At 72.8% G+C, this 22,506-nt stretch carries 19 protein-coding genes and 1 tRNA gene; 11 read left to right on the top strand and 9 right to left on the bottom strand.

Features of this window, described 5'->3' with window-relative positions; genetic code table 11:
* The first annotated feature begins 141 nt into the window (after positions 1–141).
* The 3 genes from ACZ51D_RS15660 to ACZ51D_RS15650 all read left to right on the top strand — a co-directional run bounded on the left by ACZ51D_RS15660 (position 142) and on the right by ACZ51D_RS15650 (position 2,733).
* Positions 142–1,059 (top strand): ABC transporter ATP-binding protein, encoded by a 918-nt coding sequence (locus ACZ51D_RS15660; RefSeq protein ID WP_465622978.1) that lies wholly within the window; start codon positions 142–144, stop codon positions 1,057–1,059.
* Positions 1,056–2,201 (top strand): ABC transporter permease, encoded by a 1,146-nt coding sequence (locus ACZ51D_RS15655; RefSeq protein ID WP_360503510.1) that lies wholly within the window; start codon positions 1,056–1,058, stop codon positions 2,199–2,201. Before ACZ51D_RS15660 ends, ACZ51D_RS15655 begins: the two co-directional genes overlap by 4 nt.
* A gap of 127 nt (positions 2,202–2,328) precedes the next feature.
* A complete protein-coding gene (locus ACZ51D_RS15650) occupies positions 2,329–2,733 on the top strand; it encodes a globin (RefSeq protein WP_360503513.1) in 405 nt (134 codons plus the stop codon).
* A gap of 28 nt (positions 2,734–2,761) precedes the next feature.
* Here ACZ51D_RS15650 and ACZ51D_RS15645 read toward each other — a convergent pair whose 3' ends face one another.
* From ACZ51D_RS15645 to ACZ51D_RS15625, 5 genes are all read right to left on the bottom strand, one after another.
* Positions 2,762–3,454 carry a DUF8185 domain-containing protein gene (locus ACZ51D_RS15645; RefSeq protein WP_360503516.1) on the bottom strand — a complete coding sequence of 231 codons (693 nt, stop codon included), beginning with the start codon at positions 3,452–3,454 and terminating at the stop codon, positions 2,762–2,764.
* A gap of 30 nt (positions 3,455–3,484) precedes the next feature.
* On the bottom strand, positions 3,485–3,925 hold the full coding sequence (locus ACZ51D_RS15640; RefSeq protein ID WP_360503519.1) for an acyl-CoA thioesterase: 441 nt from the start codon (positions 3,923–3,925) through the stop codon (positions 3,485–3,487).
* A 128-nt stretch (positions 3,926–4,053) separates the two neighbouring features.
* A complete protein-coding gene (gene ettA, locus ACZ51D_RS15635; protein ID WP_360503522.1) occupies positions 4,054–5,718 on the bottom strand; it encodes an energy-dependent translational throttle protein EttA in 1,665 nt (554 codons plus the stop codon).
* A gap of 289 nt (positions 5,719–6,007) precedes the next feature.
* Positions 6,008–7,450, bottom strand: a complete 1,443-nt coding sequence (locus ACZ51D_RS15630; RefSeq protein ID WP_360503525.1) for a Cys-Gln thioester bond-forming surface protein — start codon at positions 7,448–7,450, stop codon at positions 6,008–6,010.
* Between the two features lie 355 nt (positions 7,451–7,805).
* Positions 7,806–8,426, bottom strand: a complete 621-nt coding sequence (locus ACZ51D_RS15625; protein ID WP_465622976.1) for a single-stranded DNA-binding protein — start codon at positions 8,424–8,426, stop codon at positions 7,806–7,808.
* 629 nt (positions 8,427–9,055) lie between these two features.
* Between ACZ51D_RS15625 and ACZ51D_RS15620 the strand changes: the two genes are divergently transcribed.
* Positions 9,056–9,131: transfer RNA gene (locus ACZ51D_RS15620), tRNA-Arg, on the top strand.
* A 316-nt stretch (positions 9,132–9,447) separates the two neighbouring features.
* Here ACZ51D_RS15620 and ACZ51D_RS15615 read toward each other — a convergent pair.
* Positions 9,448–10,071 carry a TetR/AcrR family transcriptional regulator gene (locus ACZ51D_RS15615; protein ID WP_465622975.1) on the bottom strand — a complete coding sequence of 208 codons (624 nt, stop codon included), beginning with the start codon at positions 10,069–10,071 and terminating at the stop codon, positions 9,448–9,450.
* A 77-nt stretch (positions 10,072–10,148) separates the two neighbouring features.
* Between ACZ51D_RS15615 and ACZ51D_RS15610 the strand changes: the two genes are divergently transcribed.
* On the top strand, positions 10,149–10,697 hold the full coding sequence (locus ACZ51D_RS15610; RefSeq protein WP_465622973.1) for a GNAT family N-acetyltransferase: 549 nt from the start codon (positions 10,149–10,151) through the stop codon (positions 10,695–10,697).
* Positions 10,698–10,774: 77 nt separating this feature from the next.
* Here the strand turns inward: ACZ51D_RS15610 and ACZ51D_RS15605 are convergent, their stop codons facing one another.
* Entirely contained in the window at positions 10,775–12,307 is a 1,533-nt protein-coding gene (locus tag ACZ51D_RS15605) for an MFS transporter (RefSeq protein ID WP_465622971.1), read from the bottom strand.
* A gap of 153 nt (positions 12,308–12,460) precedes the next feature.
* Here ACZ51D_RS15605 and ACZ51D_RS15600 point away from each other — a divergent pair, with 153 nt between their 5' ends.
* From ACZ51D_RS15600 to ACZ51D_RS15590, 3 genes are all read left to right on the top strand, one after another.
* Positions 12,461–13,150, top strand: a complete 690-nt coding sequence (locus ACZ51D_RS15600; protein WP_465622970.1) for a TetR family transcriptional regulator — start codon at positions 12,461–12,463, stop codon at positions 13,148–13,150.
* A 35-nt stretch (positions 13,151–13,185) separates the two neighbouring features.
* Complete coding sequence (locus ACZ51D_RS15595) at positions 13,186–13,995, top strand: enoyl-CoA hydratase/isomerase family protein (RefSeq protein ID WP_465622969.1); 810 nt, start codon at positions 13,186–13,188, stop codon at positions 13,993–13,995.
* Between the two features lie 132 nt (positions 13,996–14,127).
* The gene (locus ACZ51D_RS15590) at positions 14,128–14,730 is read left to right on the top strand and encodes a hypothetical protein (protein WP_465622967.1); all 603 of its coding nucleotides are present in this window, start codon (positions 14,128–14,130) and stop codon (positions 14,728–14,730) included.
* A gap of 157 nt (positions 14,731–14,887) precedes the next feature.
* Here ACZ51D_RS15590 and ACZ51D_RS15585 read toward each other — a convergent pair whose 3' ends face one another.
* Positions 14,888–16,114, bottom strand: coding sequence for an acyl-CoA dehydrogenase family protein (locus tag ACZ51D_RS15585; RefSeq protein ID WP_360503546.1), 1,227 nt, complete (start codon positions 16,112–16,114; stop codon positions 14,888–14,890).
* A gap of 166 nt (positions 16,115–16,280) precedes the next feature.
* Between ACZ51D_RS15585 and ACZ51D_RS15580 the strand changes: the two genes are divergently transcribed.
* Both ACZ51D_RS15580 and ACZ51D_RS15575 read left to right on the top strand, forming a co-directional pair.
* The gene (locus ACZ51D_RS15580) at positions 16,281–16,916 is read left to right on the top strand and encodes a TetR family transcriptional regulator (RefSeq protein ID WP_465662543.1); all 636 of its coding nucleotides are present in this window, start codon (positions 16,281–16,283) and stop codon (positions 16,914–16,916) included.
* Between the two features lie 126 nt (positions 16,917–17,042).
* Positions 17,043–18,536, top strand: coding sequence for a cellulase family glycosylhydrolase (locus ACZ51D_RS15575; RefSeq protein ID WP_465662541.1), 1,494 nt, complete (start codon positions 17,043–17,045; stop codon positions 18,534–18,536).
* On the opposite strand, the gene ACZ51D_RS15570 is transcribed toward ACZ51D_RS15575, so the two are convergent.
* Positions 18,537–20,561 (bottom strand): M3 family metallopeptidase, encoded by a 2,025-nt coding sequence (locus ACZ51D_RS15570; RefSeq protein ID WP_465662539.1) that lies wholly within the window; start codon positions 20,559–20,561, stop codon positions 18,537–18,539.
* 200 nt (positions 20,562–20,761) lie between these two features.
* Here ACZ51D_RS15570 and ACZ51D_RS15565 point away from each other — a divergent pair, with 200 nt between their 5' ends.
* Positions 20,762–22,489 (top strand): bifunctional 3'-5' exonuclease/DNA polymerase, encoded by a 1,728-nt coding sequence (locus ACZ51D_RS15565; RefSeq protein ID WP_465662537.1) that lies wholly within the window; start codon positions 20,762–20,764, stop codon positions 22,487–22,489.
* Positions 22,490–22,506: the final 17 nt, after the last annotated feature.

Here is a 22,506-nt window from a genome sequence, read left to right as displayed (position 1 = left end):
AGCGTCACCGACAACTCCGGCCGGGCCGGGCGGAATTCAACATCCGCCCGGCCCGGTTTTGTTCCAGAATCCTCAAGGAACCCACAAATTCACCGTCGCGGGTGTGCACAGGGACACGCTGAAGCCCTAGGCTCAGGGCACATGACTGCAGCTATATCCGCCGACGGCATCCGTCAGCGGTACGGGGATGTACAGGCCGTCGACGGGGTGTCCCTCACCGTCGAGGCCGGCGAGTTCTACGGGATCCTGGGCCCCAACGGCGCCGGGAAGACCACCACCATGGAGATCCTGGAAGGCGTCCGGAAACCGGACGAGGGCCGGGTCGAGCTGCTGGGGATGGCTCCCTGGCCGCGCAATCCGAAACTGCTGCCGCGAATCGGCGTGCAGTTCCAGGCCTCCGCTTTCTTCCGGAAACTGACGGCCCGGGAGACCATCCGCACCTTCGCGTCGTTCTACGGGGTCGGTCCCAAGCGGGCCGATGCGATGCTGGAGCGGGTCGGTCTGGCCGACAAGGCCGAGACCCTGACCGACCAGATGTCCGGCGGCCAGGCCCAGCGCCTGTCGATCGCCTGCGCGCTGGCCCACGACCCGGAGCTCGTCTTCCTGGACGAGCCCACCACCGGTCTGGACCCGCAGGCCCGGCGCAACCTCTGGGACCTCCTGCGCGACATCAACGCCGAGGGCCGCACGGTCGTGCTCACCACGCACTACCTGGACGAGGCCGAGGTGCTCTGCGACCGGGTCTCGATCATGGACCACGGGAAGATCCTGCACACCGGCGCCCCGGCGGCGCTGATCCGCGAGATCGACGACACCGTCCGGATCAGCGTGGCCTCCGGCCAGCTGCCGCTCGACCGGGCCCGCGAGCTGCTCACCGCGGCCGGCGCCGACATCGCCAACCTGGAGGACGACACCGTCTCGCTCTCCGTCTCCACCCGCCTTCCGGCCCCGGTGCTCAGCGTCCTGGCCGAGCAGAGCGCGCTACGCGGCCTCGAGGTGCGCGGCGCCACCCTGGAGGACGTCTTCCTCCAGCTGACCGGACGGGAGTTCCGCGCATGACCGCCTCTACCTCCACCGAGCCGAAGGTGCCCGCCCAGCGGGGCGGTTCGGCCGGCGCCGCCGACGGGCGGGAGCGGGTCAGCGCGTTCTGGAGCCTGTCCCGCGCGATGCTGCTCGGCATGAAGCGCGACCGCACCGCGACGTTCTTCATCCTGCTCTTCCCGCTGGTGTTCCTGGTCTTCTTCGGCACCGTGACCAAGGGCTCCGGCAGCCCGCACGCCAAGGTGGCGCAGGTCGGCGCGGTGAAGCTGTTCGACTCGATCCAGGGCGACGCGCGCAGCGGCCTGAACGATGTCCTCACGATCACCAGGACCGACGACGAGTCGGCCACGCTGGAGAAGGTCCGCAAGGGCGACTTCGACGCGATGATCACGCAGGGCCCGGACGGCAAGGTCGAGCTGCGCTACAGCGCCGCCGACACGGTCCGCGCCGGCGCGCTCCAGGGCATCCTCAACTCGGTGGTTCAGAGCGCCAACCAGGCCGCCACCGGACAGCCCCCGGCCTACGTGCTGGACGCCCAGCAGGTCGAGGACAAGTCGCTCAAGCCGATCCAGTTCCTCACCCCCGGCCTGCTCGGCTGGGCCATCGCCACCGGCGCGGTGTTCGGCGCCGCGCTGACGCTGGTCAACTGGCGCAAGACCAAGGTGCTGCGGCGGCTGCGGCTGGCCCCGATCAGCGCGGGCACGGTGGTCAGCTCCCGGGTCGTGGTCTCCCTGCTGACCGCGCTCCTGCAGAGCACCGTCTTCCTGGTCGTCGCCACGAGCTTCTTCGGACTCAAGCTCACCGGCGACTGGTGGCTGATCATCCCGCTGGTGGTGTGCGCGACGCTCGCCTTCATGTCGATCGGTCTGCTGGCCGGCTCGGTCGCCAAGACCGAGGAGGCCGCCAACGGCATCTCGCAGGTCATCGTGCTGCCGATGTCCTTCCTGTCCGGCTCGTTCTTCCCGCTGGACGGCGCCCCGGGCTGGCTGCAGACCATCTCCAAGGTCATGCCGCTGCACTACCTGGTGAGCGCCGCCCAGTCGGTGCTGACCCGCGGCGGCGGCGTCATGGACGCCCTGCCCACCATGGGCGGCCTGCTGCTCTTCGCGGCGGTGCTGACCGGCATCGCCTGGAAGCTGTTCAAGTGGGAAGACGCCTGACCGGCCTGACCGCTCGACCGGCCTGACCGCTTCGCGCTGATGCCTGACCCCGACGGGGTCGTACGCCCCTGGACCCCCGCCTTTGGTCCTGGTGTACGACCCCGTCGGCGTCTGCGACCATGGTCGGGTGAGAGAGATCCGGCAGGGCACGTTGAGCGAGGAGACCTTCTACGACCAGGTCGGCGGTGAGCCGACCTTCCGACGCCTGGCCCACCGGTTCTACGAGGGCATCGCCGAGGACGAACTGCTGCGGCCGATGTACCCCGAGGGCGACCTCGGCCCGGCCGAGGAGCGCATGGCGCTGTTCCTGATGCAGTACTGGGGCGGCCCGCGCACCTACAGCGACCGGCGCGGCCACCCGCGGCTGCGGATGCGGCACGCGCCGTTCAAGGTCGACCGCGCGGCCCACGACGCCTGGCTGAGGCACATGCGGGCGGCCGTCGACAGCCTGGAACTGGCCGCCGACCAGGAGCGGCAGCTGCTGGACTACCTGACCTACGCCGCCGCCTCGATGATCAACACCGAGGGCTGAGCCGCCCGTTCCGCCCGCCCGGGCCCGGCTAGACCAGCGCGCTGAGCCCGAGACCCGCGCCCGGCGCGGCCACGGTGCGCACCGCCACCGAGCCCGCCGGGGCGCTCAGCCGCAGCCAGCCGCCCGCCCGGTGCACGGACAGCGGGGCGCCGGGCTTCAGGAAGCCCATCACGTACGCGGCGTGCACCGCCCGCAGCGGCAGCTCCGGCAGCGCGGACACCGGACGGGACCAGATCTCGTCGGCCAGCGCGTCCAGCACCGTACGGGTCCGGTGGTGCGCCGGCACGGCCTCGCTGCGCTCGCGGAACTCCCGCACCCCGGCCATGAGTTCGGGGTACACCTCGGCCGCCGGCGGGGACCCGGCCGGCCGCCAGCCGGTGCGCGGCGGCAGCAGCCCGGCCCAGGCCGGGCCGGTCACCGGCGCGGGCAGCGCGACGGCGCCCTCCTCGGCGTCCACGCCGTCCAGCAGTTGGCCCGCCGAGACCGTCAGGTCCACCGGCTCGTCGAGGCGGTCCAGCCGCGCGGTCCGGATCGCCAGCGCGCCCGAACCGCCCAGCGGCAGCCGTCCGAAGACCGCCAGCACGCCGTCCTCGGCGGCCGGCTCCACCGCCTGCAGGCGGACGGCCGCCGCCTTGTCGAAGCGCAGCAGGCGCAGCAGGAAGGCGGAGAGGTCGGCGGCCTCCCCGGCGTCGGTCAGGGCGAGACGGGCGGTGACGGTCAACGCAGCTCAGCTCGAATCATCACGTGGCGGTCAGACCGCGGCGGGCACGGGCTCGTCCATGAAGCGGCCGAGGAACTCCCGCTCCACCGGCGAGATCCGGCGCGGCCGGCCCTCGGCCAGGTCGTAGGGGACGACCACGGTGGACGCCCGGACGTACACGATGTCGGTGCCGTCCTCGGCGACGTCCTTGACCTCGTACGAGACGGTCAGCGAGGCACCGCCGATCTTCGTCACCCAGGTCTCGATGGTGACCGGCTCCGGCCGGTGCACCAGCGGGCGCTTGTAGTCGATCTCGTGGCGCGCCACCACCGAACCGCCCGCGAACTCCCCGGCGCCGGCCGCGGCGGCCTGGGTGAACATGAAGTCGATCCGGGCCTCCTCCAGGTAGCGCAGGAAGACCACGTTGTTGACGTGCCCGAAGGCGTCCATGTCGGACCAACGCAGCGGGCAGGCGTAGATGTGGCGAGCCACGGGTGTTCTCCTCGGTTCCGGTCGCCCGCCGCCGCCGTCGCCTCGGTGGCGACGGGCGGTGGCGGCGGGCCGCGGCCCGGCAGGCCGCCCCGGAGGGCAGTCTGCCGGGCCGTTGTGACGGCTGGGTGTCAGCCTCGGGTCAGCTTCTTGTACGTGGCCCGGTGCGGACGGGCGGCGTCGGCGCCGAGCCGCTCGATCTTGTTCTTCTCGTAGGACTCGAAGTTCCCCTCGAACCAGAACCACTTGCTCTCGCCCTCGTAGGCGAGGATGTGGGTGGCCACTCGGTCCAGGAACCAACGGTCGTGGGAGATGACCACGGCGCAGCCGGGGAACTCCAGCAGGGCGTTCTCCAGCGAGGAGAGCGTCTCGACGTCGAGGTCGTTGGTGGGCTCGTCGAGGAGCAGCAGGTTGCCGCCCTGCTTGAGGGTGAGCGCCAGGTTCAGGCGGTTGCGCTCACCACCGGAGAGCACGCCGGCCGGCTTCTGCTGGTCCGGGCCCTTGAAGCCGAAGGCCGACACGTAGGCGCGGGACGGCATCTCGACCTGGCCGACGTTGATCCAGTCCAGACCGTCGGAGACGACCTCCCAGAGGGTCTTCTTCGGGTCGATGTTGGCGCGGCTCTGGTCGACGTAGCTGATCTTGACGGTCTCGCCGACCTTGACCGTGCCGCTGTCCGGGGTCTCCAGGTCCTGGAGCATCTTGAACAGGGTGGTCTTGCCGGCGCCGTTCGGGCCGATGATGCCGACGATGCCGTTGCGCGGCAGCGTGAAGCTCAGGTCGTCGATCAGGATCTTCTCGCCGAAGGCCTTGTTGAGGTTCTCGACCTCGATGACGACGCTGCCCAGACGCGGGCCCGGCGGGATCTGGATCTCCTCGAAGTCCAGCTTCCGCATCTTGTCCGCCTCGGCCGCCATCTCCTCGTAGCGGGCCAGACGGGCCTTGGACTTCGCCTGGCGACCCTTGGCGTTGGAGCGGACCCAGTCCAGCTCCTCCTTGAGGCGCTTGGCGCGCTTCGCGTCCTTCTGGCCCTCGACCTTCAGACGCGACTGCTTGGTCTCCAGGTACGTGGAGTAGTTGCCCTCGTACGGGTAGGCGCGGCCGCGGTCGAGCTCCAGGATCCACTCGGCGACGTTGTCCAGGAAGTACCGGTCGTGGGTGACCGCGACGACGGTGCCCTTGTACTTCTCCAGGTGCTGCTCCAGCCAGTTCACCGACTCGGCGTCCAGGTGGTTGGTGGGCTCGTCGAGCAGCAGCAGGTCGGGGGCCTCCAGCAGCAGCTTGCAGAGCGCGACGCGGCGCTTCTCGCCACCGGAGAGCTTGGTGACCGGCCAGTCGCCGGGCGGGCAGCCCAGGGCGTCCATGGCCTGCTCCAGCTGGGCGTCCAGGTCCCAGGCCTCGGCGTGGTCCAGCTCCTCCTGGAGCTTGCCCATCTCGTCCAGCAGGGCGTCCGAGTAGTCGGTCGCCATCAGCTCGGCGATCTCGTTGAAGCGGTCGAGCTTCCCCTTGATCTCCTTGACGCCGTCCTGGACGTTCTCCAGCACGTTCTTGGACTCGTCCAGCGGCGGCTCCTGGAGCAGCATGCCGACAGTGAACCCAGGCGAGAGGAAGGCGTCGCCGTTGGAGGGGTGCTCCAGGCCGGCCATCATCTTCAGCACGGTGGACTTACCGGCGCCGTTGGGGCCCACGACGCCGATCTTCGCTCCGGGGAGGAAGCTGAGCGTCACGTCGTCAAGGATGACCTTGTCTCCGTGAGCCTTGCGCACCTTGCGCATCGTGTAGATGTATTCCGCCACGTGAGATCGCTCCGGCGTCGTCGGGAGTATTCGGCTTGCAGCGTTCCATTGTGCCGCACCCGGCCGCGAGCCCCGAACCGCCGGGGTGCCCCTCCGGGGTATCCCGGCCGTGCCCCGCACGCGTCCTCCGCCCCTGCGTCGGCCCCCGACGGGGCGCCCCCGCCCGCCGACCTCCGCTTCCCTCCGCGCGCGACGCAAAAGCCCGGCCCCCCGCAGCGACTGCGGGGGGCCGGGCTCGGCTCTGCGTCAGGGCCTCAGGAGGTCAGTGCCTCGGGGCCCGCGGAACCGGTCAGGCAGTGGTGCGACCGTGGCGGCCGCGGCGGCGCAGGACGAAGACGGCGGCGCCACCGGCCACGACCAGGCCACCGGCAACGGCGGCGAGGATCGGGGTCGAGTCATTGGCACCGGTCTGGGCCAGGCCACCGGTGCCCGGGGTGGTGCTGGTGGGCGCCGGGGAGGGGTGGCCGGCGCCGGTGCTCGGGGTACCCGAGGGGGTGCCGGTCGGGGTGCCGTTCGGGGCCGGGGTGGACGGACCGGACGTCGGCGTGGTGCCGCCGGTGCCGGTCTTGCAGTCCAGGACACCCTCGAAGTCGCGGGTGTAGCCGTTCGGGCCGGAGACGGTGATCTTGTAACCGGTCTTCTCGGCGACCTGGACGAGCACGCTCTCGGTCTTGCCCGGCTGGACGGTCAGCTGCTGCTTGCCGACCGTGACGGTGCCGGCCTCGTCGCCACCGTTGGTGACGGCGACGCGCACGCCGCCGCTGGCGCACTCGACCTTGGCGGTGCTGTCGATCAGCGCGCCCTTGCCCTGCTTCCAGGTGGCCTTGGCCGCGTCGGCGACGCTGAGCTTGCTGGAGCCGGCCAGGATCATGGTCTGGCTGTGGTCCTCACGGGTGTAGCCCTTGCTGAGGAAGACACGGCCGCTGGGCACCACGGTGGAGGCGCTGGCGTTCACGGTGACCGAGCCGTCCGGGGTGCCGGCCGGCACGTCCAGGAACAGCTGGGTGTCCTTGGCGATCGGACCGGCGATCGAGCCGCCGACCGGCTTGCTGTCCTTGTCCAGCAGCTTGACCTTGTCGGCGGAGTCACCGCTGACGGCCAGCTTCACCTCGGAGGCGCTGGAGTTGAGGGTGAACGGGCCGAGCTTGGCGCCGGACTTGCCGGAGACCGAGTCCGGGCTGAGGCTCAGCGAGGGCTTGGGCTCGGCGGCGATGCCCTTGTTGGCGGCACCGGTCAGGTAGTCGCGGAGCTTCTTCGCGTCAGCGCTGTGCGGGACGGCGTTCTTGTTGTCCGAGTACTTCCAGATCGCGGCCTGGGTGCCCGCGGCGGCGTCCTCGGCGGTCAGGCTGCCCGTGCCGGCGGCCTTGGCGAGCGCCGTGAGGTCCTTCACCTGCGGGTAGGAGTTCTCCAGGATCCAGCGGATCTTGGAGGCCGCCTCGACCTTGTTCTTGTCGCCGAGGGAGCTGGAGGCCCAGTCGGACTCCTGGTACTGGATCTTCTTCCGGATGTCGACCGGGAAGCCGAAGTCGATGCAGTAGGTCTGCAGCTCACCGTCGGCGGTCTTGAGGGTGAACAGGCCGCCGTCGACGGTGCCCTCGCCCTCGACGTCGATCTTCTCGCCGAGCATCGTGGGCTGCACCACAGCGGTCACACCCGAGCCCGGGGTGTCCGCCGCGACCGCCGCACCGGCCGCGAACAGTCCTCCGCTCACCGCCAGTCCGGTCGTGAGCATGACAGTGGTTATCCGGGACAGACTCCGCCCCTGCCTCTGGAACATCTGGGATCCCTCCGGGCCGAGCCGCACCGATGGGGCGGTCCGCCGACTTGCCGTGCCGCGCGTGCCCCCTGGAGGCACTGCTGCGGGTATGAACCAGACGAATCCTATTGACCCCCACGAGCCCCGAAACCCCCATGCGAAATCAGGACGATTCCGTATCTGGATCGTTATCAACCCCCTCAGGTTCCACACAAGCTGACGGTCGGCCAGAAACTCTCCGCCACTTTCCGTTATCCGGTCGGGATTGCACGTGCGGGTACAACGACCTTCTCGATCAACATATTTGTCGACAGGGAAGGTCACCGACCGGTCAGTTCAATGCATCCGGCCCGTCACCTCCCCGCCCCCTCTCGGCCACCTCGACCTGTCCTCCCGTCACCGGCCGCGCGCCCGGCGGCAACGCCCGCGGACCGGGCGCCGAAGCCACCGCCGCCACCCCCGCCGGGGCCGCCGCCGGGGCCACCGCGGCCGCCCTGCGGGCCTCCAGTGCGCTCACGATCCACTCCGGCACCACCTCGCCCCCGGACTGCGCCCCGGCCGGCCCCGCGCCGCCCGGCGACTGCCCGCGCACCCCGGCCGCCCAACGGAACGCCGAGGTACCGCGGGTGAGATCGTGTCCGACCGATCGGGCGTCGATCTCCGCCCGACTGCGCCGCGCCTCCCCCTCCCTCCACTCCCGCACCCGCAGCCGGCCGCTCACCAGCACCGGATCGCCCTTGGCCAGCGAGCCGATCAGGTTCACCGCCAGCGCCCGCCAGGCCGTCACCGTCACCCACTGCGTCTCGCCGTCCACCCAGCACTCGCGCTGCCGGTCGTACCGCCGCTCGGTGCAGCCGAGCCGGAAGCTGGCCGTCGGCACCCCGCCGGCGCTTTCCCCGTAGCTCACCTCCGTGGCGACATTGCCGAGCACCGTCACATGCGACTCGTTCACAGCACACTCCGTTCTCGCCGATGCACCGTACGGAATCGACCGGTGCGCCTTGAGCGTGCACTTCGGGAGAAATCCCGGCCAGTGACTTACGAAATCCTGTGGATAACTCGGCCTCATGGAACAGTTGTCACTCGCAGGGGTGAATTTCAGCCTTCCCGGAAGCGCTTCGCCCCCGACTCTTCGCGGCCATGACAACAAACCCGCTGATCGCCGCCCCGGGCGCCGTGCGCCGGAACACCCGCCGGGGACCGTCCGCGCACGTCATCCGACCGACACAACCGCGATTACCGCCCCCACCCGCACCGTCGGCGACACATTCTCCGTGTCGAATCCATAACGGGTGAGGAGGCAGCCCCGTAACGACTGCACAACGTCCGGCGCGGAACACTCCCAGACCGCTGCACGCACGGCCTTCACCTGCGATTATCGGACCGCTCCACCGAACCGACACACCAACGACGGTGTCGTCACACTCGGACGAGGAACTGGACACCCTTATCCTGTCCCCGACAGGACGAGGGCCCGCCAACCCCCACCCCCACCCTCCGGCACGGGGCGGACCGCGCGCGCCCCGGCGCTCGTCGCCCGATCCCGGCCACGGTCACGCCCACCCGGGCGCCGCCCGTCCCGCCCCCATAGCTCAGCGGATAGAGCACCCGCCTTCTAAGCGGTAGGTCGCAGGTTCGAATCCTGCTGGGGGCACCATCCCGCAATTCCCGCAGGCCACCGGCGCCAATCGCGACTACGCGTAGCCGGGCCGACTCCCCCGGTAATGCCGAGCACCCACCGCGCATAAGCCGTGACAATGCGTGTCGTGCCCGCCGCGAAAACGACCGCCGGCCAATGCCGTCGGTTCCGGGAATCACGCGGCGGGAATGGCGCGGTTCGGACATTCCCGCCAGGCTCCGCAAACGGCGGAAATCCCGGGCGAATCCCCCACCCAGGAACATTCCGACAGCCTTCCGGCAGCCGGTCGGCCCGCCGGCCAGTCCACTGGCCGGCCTAGCGGTCAGTCCACCGGTCAGTCCGCCGGTCGGCCCGCCGCCCCTGCCAGATGGGCGTCCAGCAGGGCGATCTGCCGTTCCGGCGGGAACTCCTCCGGGGCGAACAGCGCCTGCACCACCAGCCCGAGCACGAAGGCCTGCGCCCCGGCGGCGACTTCGGCCGGGTCGGCCTGCGCCGGGAGCTCCCCGAGCCGCTGGGCGTCCGCGACGAGCTCGGTGAGCGCCACCCGCGAGCGGGCGTAGCGGCCCGCGTGCGCGGCCGCCAGCTCCGGATCGGCCAGGGCGTGGTCCCAGGAGCCGACCCAGATCCGGTTGCCGGCCGACGCCTCCGCGTCCAGCGGCAGGACGTCGAGCAGCGCCGCCCGCAGCCGGGGCAGTCCGGCGGGCGGCGGCGGGCTGCCGTCGGCGGGCGCGGTGCGCCGGGGCCGTTCGCCCGAGCGCCGGTCCAGTTCCTCCAGGGCGTGGCTCAGCAGTGCCCGCTTGTTCGGGAAGTAGTGCGTCAACAGTCCGGTGGAGGCACCCAGTTCGGCGGCCACGGCGCGCAGGGTCAGCCCCTCGAAGCCCCGGCTGGAGAGCACCCGCCACACCCCCTCGGACACGTCCGAGCGGCGGGCGTCATGGTCTCCACGGGCCGGCGTCATGGGGGCTATCGTACATACCAAACGTTTGTTATGAATGATTCCGACCAGTCCGCGCCCCACCCGCGAAAGGCCCGCCCGTGTTTGCCGTACCGCTCACCGACCACGCCGAACTGCGCCCGCTGGAGCCGTGGCAGGCCCCCGAGTTCCTGGCCCACATCGACCGGGCCCGCGCCCACAACGACCCGTGGATCCCGTGGGCCACCTTCTCCACCGACCTGGACTCGGCCCGCGCCACCCTGCAGCGCTACGCCGACGGCCAGGCCGCCGACCAGAAGCGGATCTACGGCATCTGGCTGGACGGCACGCTGGTCGGCGGCGTGATGTTCGTGGGCTTCGACACCAAGTCCGGCGTCTGCGAGATCGGCGCCTGGACCGAACCGGCCGGCGAGGGCCGCGGGCTGATCACCGCCGCCGTCCGGCAGCTCCTCGACTACGCCTTCGTCACCCGCGGCCTGCACCGGGCCGAGTGGTGGTGCACCTCCGTCAACACCCGCAGCCGCGCCGTCGCCGAGCGGGTCGGCATGCGGCGGGACGGCGTGCTGCGCGAGTGGTACCTGCACAACGGGGTCCGCCTCGACAAGGAGATCTGGGCGATCCTGGCCTCCGAGTGGGCCGCCCGGACCTGAGGCCGGAAAGCCCAGGGCCCGGTGGACTCCCCGCAGTCCACCGGGCCCCGCCCCGTCCGAGCGGCCGCTCGGACGCCTCAGGCCGCGAGCACCGGCCGCGCCTCCTCCGCCCCGGCGCCCGTGCTCCCGGCGCCCTCGGCCTCGCCCTGCGCCGGCCGCAGCCGCAGCGCGAGCAGCAGCGCCAGCGCCAGCACCCCGCCCGCCGACAGGAACACCACGTCCACGGCGTCGGTGAAGCTGCGCACCGCGTGCTCGTGCGCCGCGCCGGCGAGCGTACGGACCGCGCCGAGCGTCCGCCCGGGCTCGCCCGTCTCGTAGGCCCGGGCCAGCACGGTGCCGAACAGCGCCGCGCCGAGCGCGCTGCCGAGGGTCTGGAAGAAGCGCACCCCGGTGGTCGCGACACCGAGCTGGTGCCGGGGCACGGCCTCCTGCACCACCGTGATCAGCTGGCCGATCAGCTGGCCCAGCCCGCAGCCCAGCAGGGCGAGTTCGGCCAGCACCGCCCAGAGCCCGGTGTCCGGCCCGCTGAGGCCGAGCAGGCCCAGGGCGAGCGCCGCGCAGCCCGCACCGGCCACCAGGAAGGTCCGCGTCGAGTGGCCGCGGGCGGTCAGCCTGCCGACCAGCAGGCCGACCGCGGTCATGCCGGCGGCCATCGGGATCAGGTAGAGGCTGGCCGAGGTCGGGGCGACCTCGCGGGCGATCTGCAGGTAGAGCATCACGTAGACGATCGAGCCGGTCATGGCGACGCCGACCAGGCCCTGGATGGCGAAGCCGAGCCGCACCGCGCGGATCCGGAACAGTGACAGCGGCAGGATCGGCTCGGCGGCGGTGGCCTGGCGCCACAGGAAGAGTCCCAGCGCGGCCAGGACGGCGGCGCAGAGCCCGAGGATCACCGGGGAGTTCCAGGCGTGGTCCTTGCCGCCCCACTCGGTGATCAGCAGCAGCCCGGTGGCGAAGGCGGCGGCCAGGGCCGCGCCGAGGAAGTCCAGGCTCCGGCGGCCCGCGGCCGGCGGCAGCTTGACGGCCAGGGCGATGCCGGCCAGGGCGAGCAGGCCGAGCGGCAGGTTGATGTAGAAGATCCAGCGCCAGCTCAGGTGGTCGGTGAACAGCGCCCCGATCAGCGGGCCGACCGCCATGCCCAGGCCCGCGACGATCCCGCCCATCGCGCCGCCCTTGCCGCCGCGTCCGGCCGGCTCCTTGAGGTGGGCGATGACCACCATGGTGACGCTCATCAGCCCGCCGCCGCCGATGCCCTGGACGGCGCGGAAGGCGATCAGCTGGCCCATCGACTGCGCGGCCCCGCACAGCCCGGAGCCGAGCAGGAAGGTGCCGAGGGCGCCGATCAGCACCCGCTTGGCGCCGTACAGGTCGCAGAGCTTGCCGTACAGCGGCAGCAGTGCGGTGGCGGCGAGCGAGAACGCGCTGATCAGCCAGGGCAGCCGGTCGACGCCGTGCACGGGGTCGAGGTCGCGGACGATCGGCACGGTGGCCGCCGACACGATGTTCATGTCGAGCACGGCCAGCACGATCGTGACCAGGCAGAGCAGCATGGCCAGCCTTTGTCGGGCCGGTGTCATCGGGGCGGGTGCGGTCAAGGCGGCGGATGCCATAGGGAAGTCCCCCCAGCGTCAGTGGAATTCGGCCCGGACGGATGCGGTCGGGCGGGCTCGCCCTCACCATGGCAGGATTTTTATACCCGGTCAACACTTCATCCCGGCACATCTTTCAGCCTGGTCAACCTTTGATCCTGGTACAGTTCCCCCATGGAGACGCGCACCGGCACGGACGTCGGCCTCGACCTCGACCTCGACGCACTCCCCCTGCGCGAGCGGAAGAAGATCCGGACCGCCCGGCGGATCTGGCGCACCGCCGTCACACTGTTCGCCGAACGGGGCTTCGACCAGGTCTCCGTGGCCGAGATCGCGGCCGCCTCCGAGGTGTCCAAGATGACCGTCTTCAACTACTTCCCGTCCAAGGAAGACCTGGTCCTGGGCCCGATGGAGCACCACCTCGACGAGCCAGCCCGGGTGGTGCGCGAACGCGCCCCGGGCACCTCGGCGGTGGCGGCACTGCGCGAACAGTTCCTGTCGGCGCTCGCGGTGTTCGACCCGGCGACCGGCCTGAGCGACCAACAGGTCGTGCTCGACGTGGTCCGGCTGATCCACCGCACCCCGGCCCTGCTGATGCGCACCACCGCCGGCTTCGACCACCAGGCACAGGCCCTGCTGGCCGCCGAGCTGCTCGCCCAGGACCCGGCCCACGACGAGCTGACCGCCCAGCTCGCCGCCGCCCAGCTGATGGCCGCCCGGCTCACCCTGACCGGCCGCAACCAGCGCCGGATGCTGACCGGCGAACGCGCCGAAGACGCCCTGCCCGCCGCGCTCGACGCGGCCCGCCGCGCCTTCGCCCTGGTCGAACGGGGCCTCGGGGACTACTGCGCCGGTACCGCCTGACAGAGTGGGCGCACCACGACCGACCGGAGGTGCGCATGGACCAGCCGCTGCTCACGCGGGACCGCTCCGCCCTGCCCGCCCAGGCCGAGGGCCTCAACGCGTACGTCGGCGAGGACGGCGTCGCGGTGCTGGAGTTCGCCCGCCCGCACCGCCGCAACGCGGTGACCCTGGCGATCTGGGCGGCCCTGCCCAAGGTGCTGGAACAGCTCGCCGGGCACGAGGGCGTGCGCGCCCTGCTGCTCACCGGCGCCGGCAATACCTTCAGCGCGGGCGCCGACATCGGCGAACTCGCCGAGGTGTACGGCGATCCGGAGCGCGCGGACGCCTACCACGCGGTCAACGTCGCCGCCGAGGAGGCGCTGGCGGCCTTCCCGCACCCGACGATCGCCGTGGTGCACGGCGCCTGCGTGGGCGGCGGCTGCCAGCTGGCCGTCGCCTGCGACCTGCGCTTCGTCGCCGAGGACGCCCGGCTGGGGATCACCCCGGCCAAGCTCGGCGTGGTCTACCCGGCGGTGCCGACCCTGCGGCTGGCCCGGCTGGTCGGCCCGGCCCGCGCCAAGTACCTGCTGTTCTCCGGCGAGTTGGTGCCGGGCCGGGACGCACTGCCGCTGGGCCTCGCCGAACGCGTCCTGCCGGACGCCGAACTCGACGCCGCCGCACTGGACTTCGCCCATGTGCTGACCCGCCGCTCGCCGCAGACCATCGGCGCCGTGAAGGCCGCCCTGGCCGTCCCGCCGGAGCGGGCGGCCGAGGCGCTGGCCCCCTGGGAGCGCCGCTCCCGCGAGGCCTCGGACGTGCACGAGGGCCTCGCCGCCTTCCTGGAGGGCCGCCCGGCCCGCTTCTGAGCCGGCCGGCCCGGCGGCGGGTGCGGCAGTCGGCCCGGCGGCGGGCGCGGCAGCGAGACACATACGATCATCCCGCCGGCACCGCCGACCGGCGGCCCGTCCCGCCCCCTTCACCACCGGAGCAGCACCCCGATGACCACCGAGGCCACGGCCGCCACCACGAGCCGGACGACCTGGGCCCGCCGGATCACCGACGGCGTCGAGCCGAAGAACGTGATCATCGCGGTGCTGCCGCTGATGGGCGGCCTGCGCCACGGCTGGCCGGGCCTCGGCTGGGCGGCCTTCGCCGCCCTGTTCGCGGCCGTCATCCCGACCCTGTTCATCCGACGCGGCATCCGCAAGGGCACCGTGGAGGACCGCCACGTCGGCCACCGGCAGCGCCGGCTGACCGTCCTCCCGTTCATCATGGGCTCCGTGCTGACCAGCTTCGCGGTGATGATCCGGCTGGACGCCCCGGCCGACCTGACCGCGATGGTGCTGGCGATGTTCGCCTCGCTGATCCCGATCCTGGTGATCACCGTCTGGTGGAAGGTCTCCGTGCACACCGCCGTCCTCAGCGGCGCGGTGGTCTGCCTCGGCATCGCGCTCGGCCAGCTCTGGCTGCTGCTCTACCCGCTGGTCGGGGCGGTCGGCTGGTCGCGGGTGGTGCTGCGGGACCACACCACCGCGCAGACCGTCGTCGGCGCGGTGGTGGGCGCCCTGACCGCCGGGCTCACCTTCTGGCTCGCCCGGTAGTCCCGGCCGTTCGGCACGGCCGTCAGGCACGGCCGCTCAGCGGATCAGCGGTCAGCGGATCAGCGGTCAGCGGTCAGCGGTCAGCGGTCAGCGGTCAGCGGTCAGCGGTCAGCGGTCAGCGGTCAGCGGTCAGCGAAGATAAGTGGAGATCAGTGGCTCAGCGGATCGGCATCCCCGAGATCGCCCGGGCGATCACCAGCCGCTGGATCTCGCTGGTCCCCTCGAAGATCGAGTAGATCGCGCTGTCCCGGTGCATCCGCTCCACCGGGTACTCCCGGGTGAAGCCGTTGCCGCCGAGGATCTGCATCGCCTGCGCCGTGACGTACTTGGCCGTCTCGCCCGCGTACAGCTTGGACATCGAGCCCTCGGCCGCGGTGAACGGCTGGTTGGTGACCGCCATCCAGGACGCCCGCCACACCAGCAGCCGGGCCGCGTCGATCCGGGTCTTCATGTCGGCGAGCTGGAAGGCCACGCCCTGGTTGTCGATGATCGGGCGGCCGAACTGCTCCCGCGTCTTCGCGTAGTCCAGCGCCACCTCGTACGCGGCCCGGGCGATGCCGATCGCCTGCGCGCCGACCGCCGGGCGGGAGGCCTCGAAGGTGGCCATCGCCGCGTTGCCCCGGCCGCCCGGGCGCTTGACGCCCTCGCGGGCCCGGGCCAGCCGCTCGTCCAGCTTCTCCTTGCCGCCGAGCAGGCAGCTGCCGGGCACCCGGACACCGTCCAGCACCACCTCGGCGGTGTGTGAGGCCCGGATGCCGTGCTTCTTGAACTTCTGGCCCTGGCTCAGCCCGGGCGTGCCCGGCGGGACGACGAAGGAGGCCTGCCCCTTGGCGCCGAGCTCCGGGTCGACGGTGGCGACCACGACGTGGACGGCGGCGATCCCGCCGTTGGTGGCCCAGGTCTTGGTGCCGTTGAGCACCCACTCGTCCTTGGCCTGGTCGTACACCGCCCGGGTGCGCAGCGCGGAGACGTCGGAGCCGGCGTCCGGCTCGGAGGAGCAGAAGGCGGCCACCTTGAGGTCGTCCGGGGTGCCGAACATCTGCGGGGTCCAGGTGCCGATCTGCTCGTCGGTACCGTTGGCCAGCACCGCGACGGCGGCCAGCGTGGTGCCGACGATGGACAGCCCGAGGCCCGCGTCGCCCCAGAACAGCTCCTCCATGGCGATCGGGATGCCGACGCCGGAGGGGTCGAAGTACTGCTGGGCGTAGAAGTCCAGCGAGTAGATGCCCAGCTTGGCGGCCTCCTGGATGATCGGCCAGGGGGTCTCCTCGCGCTCGTCCCACTCGGCCGCGGCCGGGCGCATCACGTCGGCGGCGAAGCCGTGCAGCCAGTCGCGTACGGCGAGCTGGTCCGCGCCCGGGTCCAGCGAGAACGTGCTGCTCATGGGTACTTGCCTCCGAAGACGTGTGCGGCCGACCGGGGTGTTACCTCGGGTAACATCGTCGGAGTCTGCTACTGATTGGTAACCGGTGTCAACGCCCGTACCCGGGGTCAACACCCCTGACCGGTGCCGATGCCGAGTCAGCCCCCCCAACTCCGAGGAGCAGCGCATGTCCCGAGAGCCCCGCCGCGAGCAGCTGCTCAACGCCGCCGACCGGGTCATCCAGCGCGAGGGACCGGGCGCCAGCATGAACACCATCGCCGCCGAGGCCGGCATCACCAAGCCGATCCTCTACCGACACTTCGGCGACCGGAACGGCCTGATCAGAGCCCTCACCGAGCGCCACACCGGCGGTCTGCTGGCCGCCGTCCGGGCCGCCCTCGCCGAGCCGCTGGAGCGCCGCGACCGGGTCGAGCACGTGCTGGACACCTACCTCGCCGGGATCGAGGCCCGCCCCCAGGTCTACCGGCTGCTCACCCACCCCGAGCCGGGCGACCCGAGCGGCGCCGGCAACGCGCTCGCCCCCGCGCTCAGGCAGATCGCCGAGGAGATCACCCGGGCCGTGCAGAGCCAGGTCGACCTCGGCGCCGACCGCGACCTGCTCGCCGAGGCCTGGGGCCGGGGCATCACCGGCATGGTGCTGGCCGCCGGGGACTGGTGGCTGGAGACCAAGCCCTGCTCGCGCACCCGGATGGTGCAGGCACTGGCCGATCTGCTCTGGGGCCGTCTGGCCGCCGCCGCGGACCTGCCGACCGCCGCCCTGCCGACCGCCCTCGTCGAGCCGGCGGCCCCGGCGGCCGACTGAACTCCCGCCGGCCGAAGGCCCCCGAGCGCTCCTCCGGCCGAACGGCCGCTGCGCGCACGACCCTTGTGCGGCAGGCGGCATCAGGGGCATCATCGGGCCCCCACCCCCCGCCGTGCGAGGTCCCCGATGCGCCTGCGCCGCACCGCCGTCGCCCTGCTGCTCGCCGTCACCGCCGCCCTGAACGCCGCCCCTGCCCAGGGCGCCCCGGAACAGGGCGCCGCGGATTACGGCGCCCCGGACTACGGCGCCGCGGATTACGGCGCTCCGGCGGCACGCTTCCCCACCGGCACGGCCACCGGCCCGGACGGCCGCACCGCCCTCACCGACGCCCGGGGCCGCCGGCTCCAGCTGCGCGGCTTCAACCTCGACAAGTACGCCGAGGCCACCGAGGCCGAACTCGAAGCCGTCGCCGCCCAGGGCTTCACGCTCGTCCGGCTGCCGGTCTCCTGGACCAGGCTGGAGCCCCGGCGCGGCACGCTCGACCCCACCGAACTGCACCGCCTGCAGCAACTCCTCGGCCGGGCCGACCGCCTGGGCCTGCTCGTCCTGATCGACTTCCACCAGGACGTCTACGGACCGGAGTTCGGCGGCGGCACCAACGGCATCCCGGTCTGGGCCACCCGGGACGACGGCCTGCCCTTCACCCCGGACCCGGACGACTGGTTCGCCGGCTACTTCCAGCCCGCCGTCCAGGCCGCCTTCCGCCACCTCTACGACGACCCCGACCTGCGTGCCTGGCAGGCCGACTTCTACACCCGGCTCGCCCGCGAACTGCGCTGCCACCGCTCGCTGTTGGGGTACGACCTGTTCAACGAGCCGTTCGGCCCGGTGGACGGCGACCCGACCGACCCGGCAGTGCTGGCCGCCGCCTCCGCCGCCCTGGAACAGGGGCGGCTCGCCGACATGTACCGCCGCCTGATCGCCGCCGTGCGCCGGGCCGACACCCGCGCCTGGCTGTTCGTGGAGCCGACGGTCCTGGTCGGCCAGGGCGTGCCGACGCGACTGCCCGGCTTCACCGACCCGCGCCCCGGCGCACCCCGGCTCGGCTACGCGCCGCACTTCTACGACACCGCCGTCGAGAACGGCGCCGACTGGGACCCGTCCGACGGCTTCGTCGAGCAGTACACCGCCGCGATCACCGCCTACCCGGCCGCCCACCGCCTGCCGGTGCTGGTCGGCGAGTGGGGGCCGCCGAACTCCCGTACGCCGGGCAACCGCCTGCTGGTCCGCCGGCAGGTCGCCGCGATGGACGGCTTCGCCGAGGGCTGGACCATGTGGTACTGGTGCCGGGGCACCGGCGGCTACTGCGCGCTCGACCCGGCCGGGCTCCCCGCCCCCGGCGACGAGCCCGCCTTCGGCCCGTACCCGGCCGCCGTGGCCGGCACCGGCGTCCGCACCGACGGCGGGACCGTGCGCTGGAGCGCCGACGGCACCGGGCGCGGCAGCGAACTCGTCCTGCCGCCCGCCGCGTTCCCGCACGGCGCGAGCGTGGCGGTCTCCCCCGCCGATGCCCACGTCGAGGTCGAGCAGCCCACGGCCGGACACGCGGGAACCGTACGGATCCGGCTCCCGCACGCCCGACCGGGCACCGCCGTGGCGGTCACGCTCAGCCCGAAGTGATCAGGCCAGCCCCCGGCGGGCCAGCAGCGGTCCGGTCTCCGGCGCCCGGCCGACCACCGCGCGGAAGGATTCCAGCGGGTCCCGGCCGAACCCGCGCGCCAGCAGCTCGCGCCGGAACAGCTCGCCGCTCTCCCGCACCGACCGCCCGTTGCCCTCGAACCACTGCACGGTGTCGGCGTCCAGCACCTCCGACCAGATGTAGGCGTAGTACGCCGCGCTGTAGCCGCTGGCGAAGATGTGCTGGAAGTACGCCGTCCGGTAGCGCGGCGGGATGGCGTCCACCGCGACCCCGGCGGCCGCGAGCGCCCGGGCCTCGAACTCCTCGGCGTCCGCGATCTCCGCGCCCTGCGGCACGGTGTGCCAGGCCCAGTCCAGCAGCGTGGCCGCCAGGTACTCCACCGTCCGGAAGCCCTGCCCGAAGCCCTCGGCCGCCACCATCCGCTCGACCAGCTCGGCGGGCAGCGGCTCCCCGGTCTCGTGGTGGCGGGCGTAGTTGGCCAGTACCTCCGGCCGGACCATCCACATCTCGTTGACCTGCGACGGGAACTCCACGAAGTCCCGCGGCACCGAGGTGCCCGAGAACCGCCGGTACCGCACGTCCGAGAACAGCCCGTGCAGCGCGTGCCCGAACTCGTGGAAGAGCGTGCGCACCTCGTCCCAGGACATCAGCACCGGCTCGCCGGGCGCCGGGCGCGGGATGTTGAGGTTGTTCAGCACCACCGGCCGCTGCCCGGTCAGCCCGGACTGCTCGACCAGCGAGTCCATCCAGGCCCCGCCGCGCTTGGACGCCCGGGCGTGGAAGTCCCCGATGAACAGGCCCAGCGGGGTGCCGTCCTCCTCGAACACCTCGTAGACCCGCGCGTCCGGGTGGTGGGCCGTCAGGTCCGGCCGCTCGGTGAAGCTCAGCCCGTACGCCAGCCGCGCCGCGAAGAACACGCCGTCGCGCAGCACCCGCTCCAGCTCGAAGTACGGGCGCAGCACCGCCGCGTCCACCTTGAAGGAGTTCTGCCGGACCTTCTCCGAGTAGTACGCCCAGTCGTGCGCGGCGATCTCCTCGATCCCGTCCTCGGCCGCCGCCTGGGCCAGCTCCACGGCCTCCCGGCGGGCGTTGGCCACGGCCGGACCGACCAGGCGGGCCAGCAGGGCGGAGACCGCCTCGACCGTGCCGGCCGTCTCGTCCGCCACCACGTACGCGGCGTGGCTCGGGTGCCCCAGCAGCGCGGCCCGCTCGGCGCGCATCGCCGCCATCCGGATCGCGATCGGGCCGTTGGCCTCGATGCCCCGGCCGAGCGAGGCGGCGAGCAGCCGCTCGCGCACCGAGCGGTCGGTGAGCTGGGACAGCACGGGCTGGCCGGAGGTGTTCTGCAGGCTCAGCACGAACGTGCCCTCGTGGCCGAGCACCCGGGCGTTCTCCGCAGCGCCGGCGATCGCGCCCTCGGACAGCCCGGCCAGCTCCTCCGCCGAGTCCAGGACCAGCGCGTTGGCCCGGTTCGCGGCGTTCACGTTCTGCTGGAACGTGGTGCCCAGCGCGGCGAGTTCGGCGTTCAGCTCACGCAGCCGGGCCTGCTCGGCCTCGCCCAGCCGCGCGCCGGAGCGCTCGAAGCTCGTGTACCAGCGCTCCAGCAGCCGCAGCGACTCCGGGTCCAGGCCGAGCTCGGCGCGGGTCCCGTACAGCGCCTCGACCCGGGCGAACAGCGCGCGGTCCAGGTGGATCGCGTCGTGGTGGACGGCGAGCAGCGGGCTGACCTCGGCGTCCACCTCGTCCAGCAGGTCGGTGGTGTCGGAGGAGGACTGGTTGCGGAACACCGCGTCCACCCGGCGGAGCAGTTCCCCGGAACGTTCCAGGGCCACCAGGGTGTTCTCGAAGGTCGGCAGGCTCCGGTCGGCGGTGATCGCCGCGATCTCGGCCAGCTGCTCGGCCATCCCGCGCTCGTAGGCGGGCAGGTAGTGCTCCTCCCGGATCTCCGCGAAGGGGGGCAGCTCGTAGTCCAGCGTGCTGGGCTGGAAGAACGGGTTCTCGGTCATTTCGCCGACCCTACGCGGTGTCACCCACCCTGCCTATGCGGCCCTCCACCCGTTGTCGTACCCACCCGTTAACGTCAGCTCAGCAGCCTTGTGGTCCGTGCGGCCGCAAGCCCGCACACCCGTAAGCCGCACATCCGTAGGCCCGCACACCCGTGCCCGTACCCGCACGCCCCACCGCGCGCCGGAGAGGAGCAGCCCCCGTGGCACCCAGGACCGCCCTCGCGCCCGACCCGCACGGCCCCGGCGGCCGGCTCCAGCCGCTGGACGACGCGGGCGCCCCGCTCGGCCCGCCCGAGACCGTCCGCGACCTCGCGGCCGCGGTCGCCGCCCGGGAGGCCGCCGGGAGCGATCGTCCGCCGGGGCCCCGCTGGGTCTGGGCCGCCGCCGACTCCGCGTACGCCCCGCTGCTGGCGCGCCTGCCCGACCGGCTCGCCCGCTGCCACGACCTGCGGCTGGTCGAGGCCCTGCTGCTGGCGCACGAGGGCAGGTTCGGCGCGCCCCGCTCGCTCGGCGCCGCCTGGTCCCGGCTGCGCGGCCTGCCCGTCCCGGCGGACCTGCCCGAGCCCGGCCTGGCCGAGGCCGACGGCGGCCAGGACACCCTGTTCGCCCCCGACCGGCTGCAACTTCCGCCCGGCGCCGACCCGTTGGCCGCCGTGGTCGCCGTCCACGCGGAGCAGCAGCGCCGGATCGCCGCGATCGCCGACCCGGGCGCCCGGCAGCGGTTCCGGCTGCTGGTCGCCGCCGAATCGGCCGGCGCCCTGGTGGCCGCCGAGATCGCGCACGACGGCCTGCCCTGGCGCACCGACGTCCACGACCGGCTGCTGACCGAACTCCTCGGCCCCCGCCCGACCGTCCCCGGCACCCAGCCGCGGCTGCTCGCCGACCTCGCCGCCGAACTCCAGCAGGCCCTCGGCGGCAAACCGTTCAACCCCGACTCGCACACCCAGGTGCTGCGCGCCTTCGCCGACGCGGGCATCCAGCTCGGCTCCACCCGCTCCTGGGAGCTCAAGGGCATCGACCACCCGGCCGCCCAGCTGCTCATCCGCTACAAGGAGCTCTCCCGGATCCACGTCGCGCACGGCTGGGCCTGGCAGGATGCCTGGGTCCGCGGCGGCCGCTTCCGGCCCGAGTACGTGGTCGGCGGCGTGGTCTCCGGCCGCTGGGCCAGCCGCGGCGGCGGCGCCCTGCAGATCCCGCGCATCCTGCGCCGGGCCGTGGTCGCCGACCCGGGCTGGCTGCTGGTGGTCGCCGACGCCGCCCAGCTGGAGCCCCGGGTGCTCGCCGCGCTCTCCCAGGACGCCGGGCTGGCCCGCACCGCGGCCGGCGGCGACCTGTACGAGGCGCTCGCCGCCACCGCCTTCCAGGGCGACCGGGAGAAGGCCAAGCTCGGCCTGCTCGGCGCCATGTACGGGCAGACCAGCGGCGACATCGGCCCGCTGCTGAACACCCTGCGCCGCCGCTACCCGGCCGCGATGGGCTACGTCGAGGCCGCCGCCCGCACCGGCGAGGACGGCGGCGTGGTCGCCTCCCGGCTGGGCCGGGTCTGCCCGCCGGCCTCCGCCGACTTCCTCGACCTCACCGAGGCCGACACGGCGGGCGAGGCCGGCGGCCGCACGGCCCGCGCCCGCGGCCGCTTCACCCGCAACTTCGTCATCCAGGCCAGCGCCGCCGACTGGGCCCTCGCCCTGCTCGCGGCGCTGCGCCGGCGGCTGGCCGAACTGCCGGCGGCCGGCCCGGCGGACCGCCCGCACCTGGTGTTCTTCCAGCACGACGAGGTGGTGGTGCACACCCCGGCCAACCTGGCCGACGAGGTGGCCGCCGCCGTCGCCGAGGCCGCCGACGAGGCCCGCCGCCTGGTGTTCGGCGACACCCCGGTGCGCTTCCCGCTCACCACGGCGGTGGTGGACTGCTACGCCGACGCCAAGTAGCCGACGCCGAGCAGCCG

The sequence above is a fragment of the Kitasatospora sp. NPDC033851 genome (genome assembly GCF_055576085.1).
This window is presented reverse-complemented; position numbering and strand designations above follow the sequence as displayed.

Excerpts from the sequence above, each read along its gene's own strand:
- ACZ51D_RS15585 (WP_360503546.1), bottom strand. The coding sequence starts at position 16,114 with ATGAGCAGCACGTTCTCGCTGGACCCGGGCGCGGACCAGCTCGCCGTA.
- ACZ51D_RS15605 (WP_465622971.1), bottom strand. The coding sequence starts at position 12,307 with ATGGCATCCGCCGCCTTGACCGCACCCGCCCCGATGACACCGGCCCGA.
- ACZ51D_RS15580 (WP_465662543.1), top strand. The coding sequence starts at position 16,281 with ATGTCCCGAGAGCCCCGCCGCGAGCAGCTGCTCAACGCCGCCGACCGG.
- ACZ51D_RS15590 (WP_465622967.1), top strand. The coding sequence starts at position 14,128 with ATGACCACCGAGGCCACGGCCGCCACCACGAGCCGGACGACCTGGGCC.
- ACZ51D_RS15595 (WP_465622969.1), top strand. The coding sequence starts at position 13,186 with ATGGACCAGCCGCTGCTCACGCGGGACCGCTCCGCCCTGCCCGCCCAG.
- ACZ51D_RS15575 (WP_465662541.1), top strand. The coding sequence starts at position 17,043 with ATGCGCCTGCGCCGCACCGCCGTCGCCCTGCTGCTCGCCGTCACCGCC.
- ACZ51D_RS15630 (WP_360503525.1), bottom strand. The coding sequence starts at position 7,450 with ATGCTCACGACCGGACTGGCGGTGAGCGGAGGACTGTTCGCGGCCGGT.
- ACZ51D_RS15570 (WP_465662539.1), bottom strand. The coding sequence starts at position 20,561 with ATGACCGAGAACCCGTTCTTCCAGCCCAGCACGCTGGACTACGAGCTG.
- ACZ51D_RS15600 (WP_465622970.1), top strand. The coding sequence starts at position 12,461 with ATGGAGACGCGCACCGGCACGGACGTCGGCCTCGACCTCGACCTCGAC.
- ACZ51D_RS15615 (WP_465622975.1), bottom strand. The coding sequence starts at position 10,071 with ATGACGCCGGCCCGTGGAGACCATGACGCCCGCCGCTCGGACGTGTCC.
- ACZ51D_RS15660 (WP_465622978.1), top strand. The coding sequence starts at position 142 with ATGACTGCAGCTATATCCGCCGACGGCATCCGTCAGCGGTACGGGGAT.
- ACZ51D_RS15655 (WP_360503510.1), top strand. The coding sequence starts at position 1,056 with ATGACCGCCTCTACCTCCACCGAGCCGAAGGTGCCCGCCCAGCGGGGC.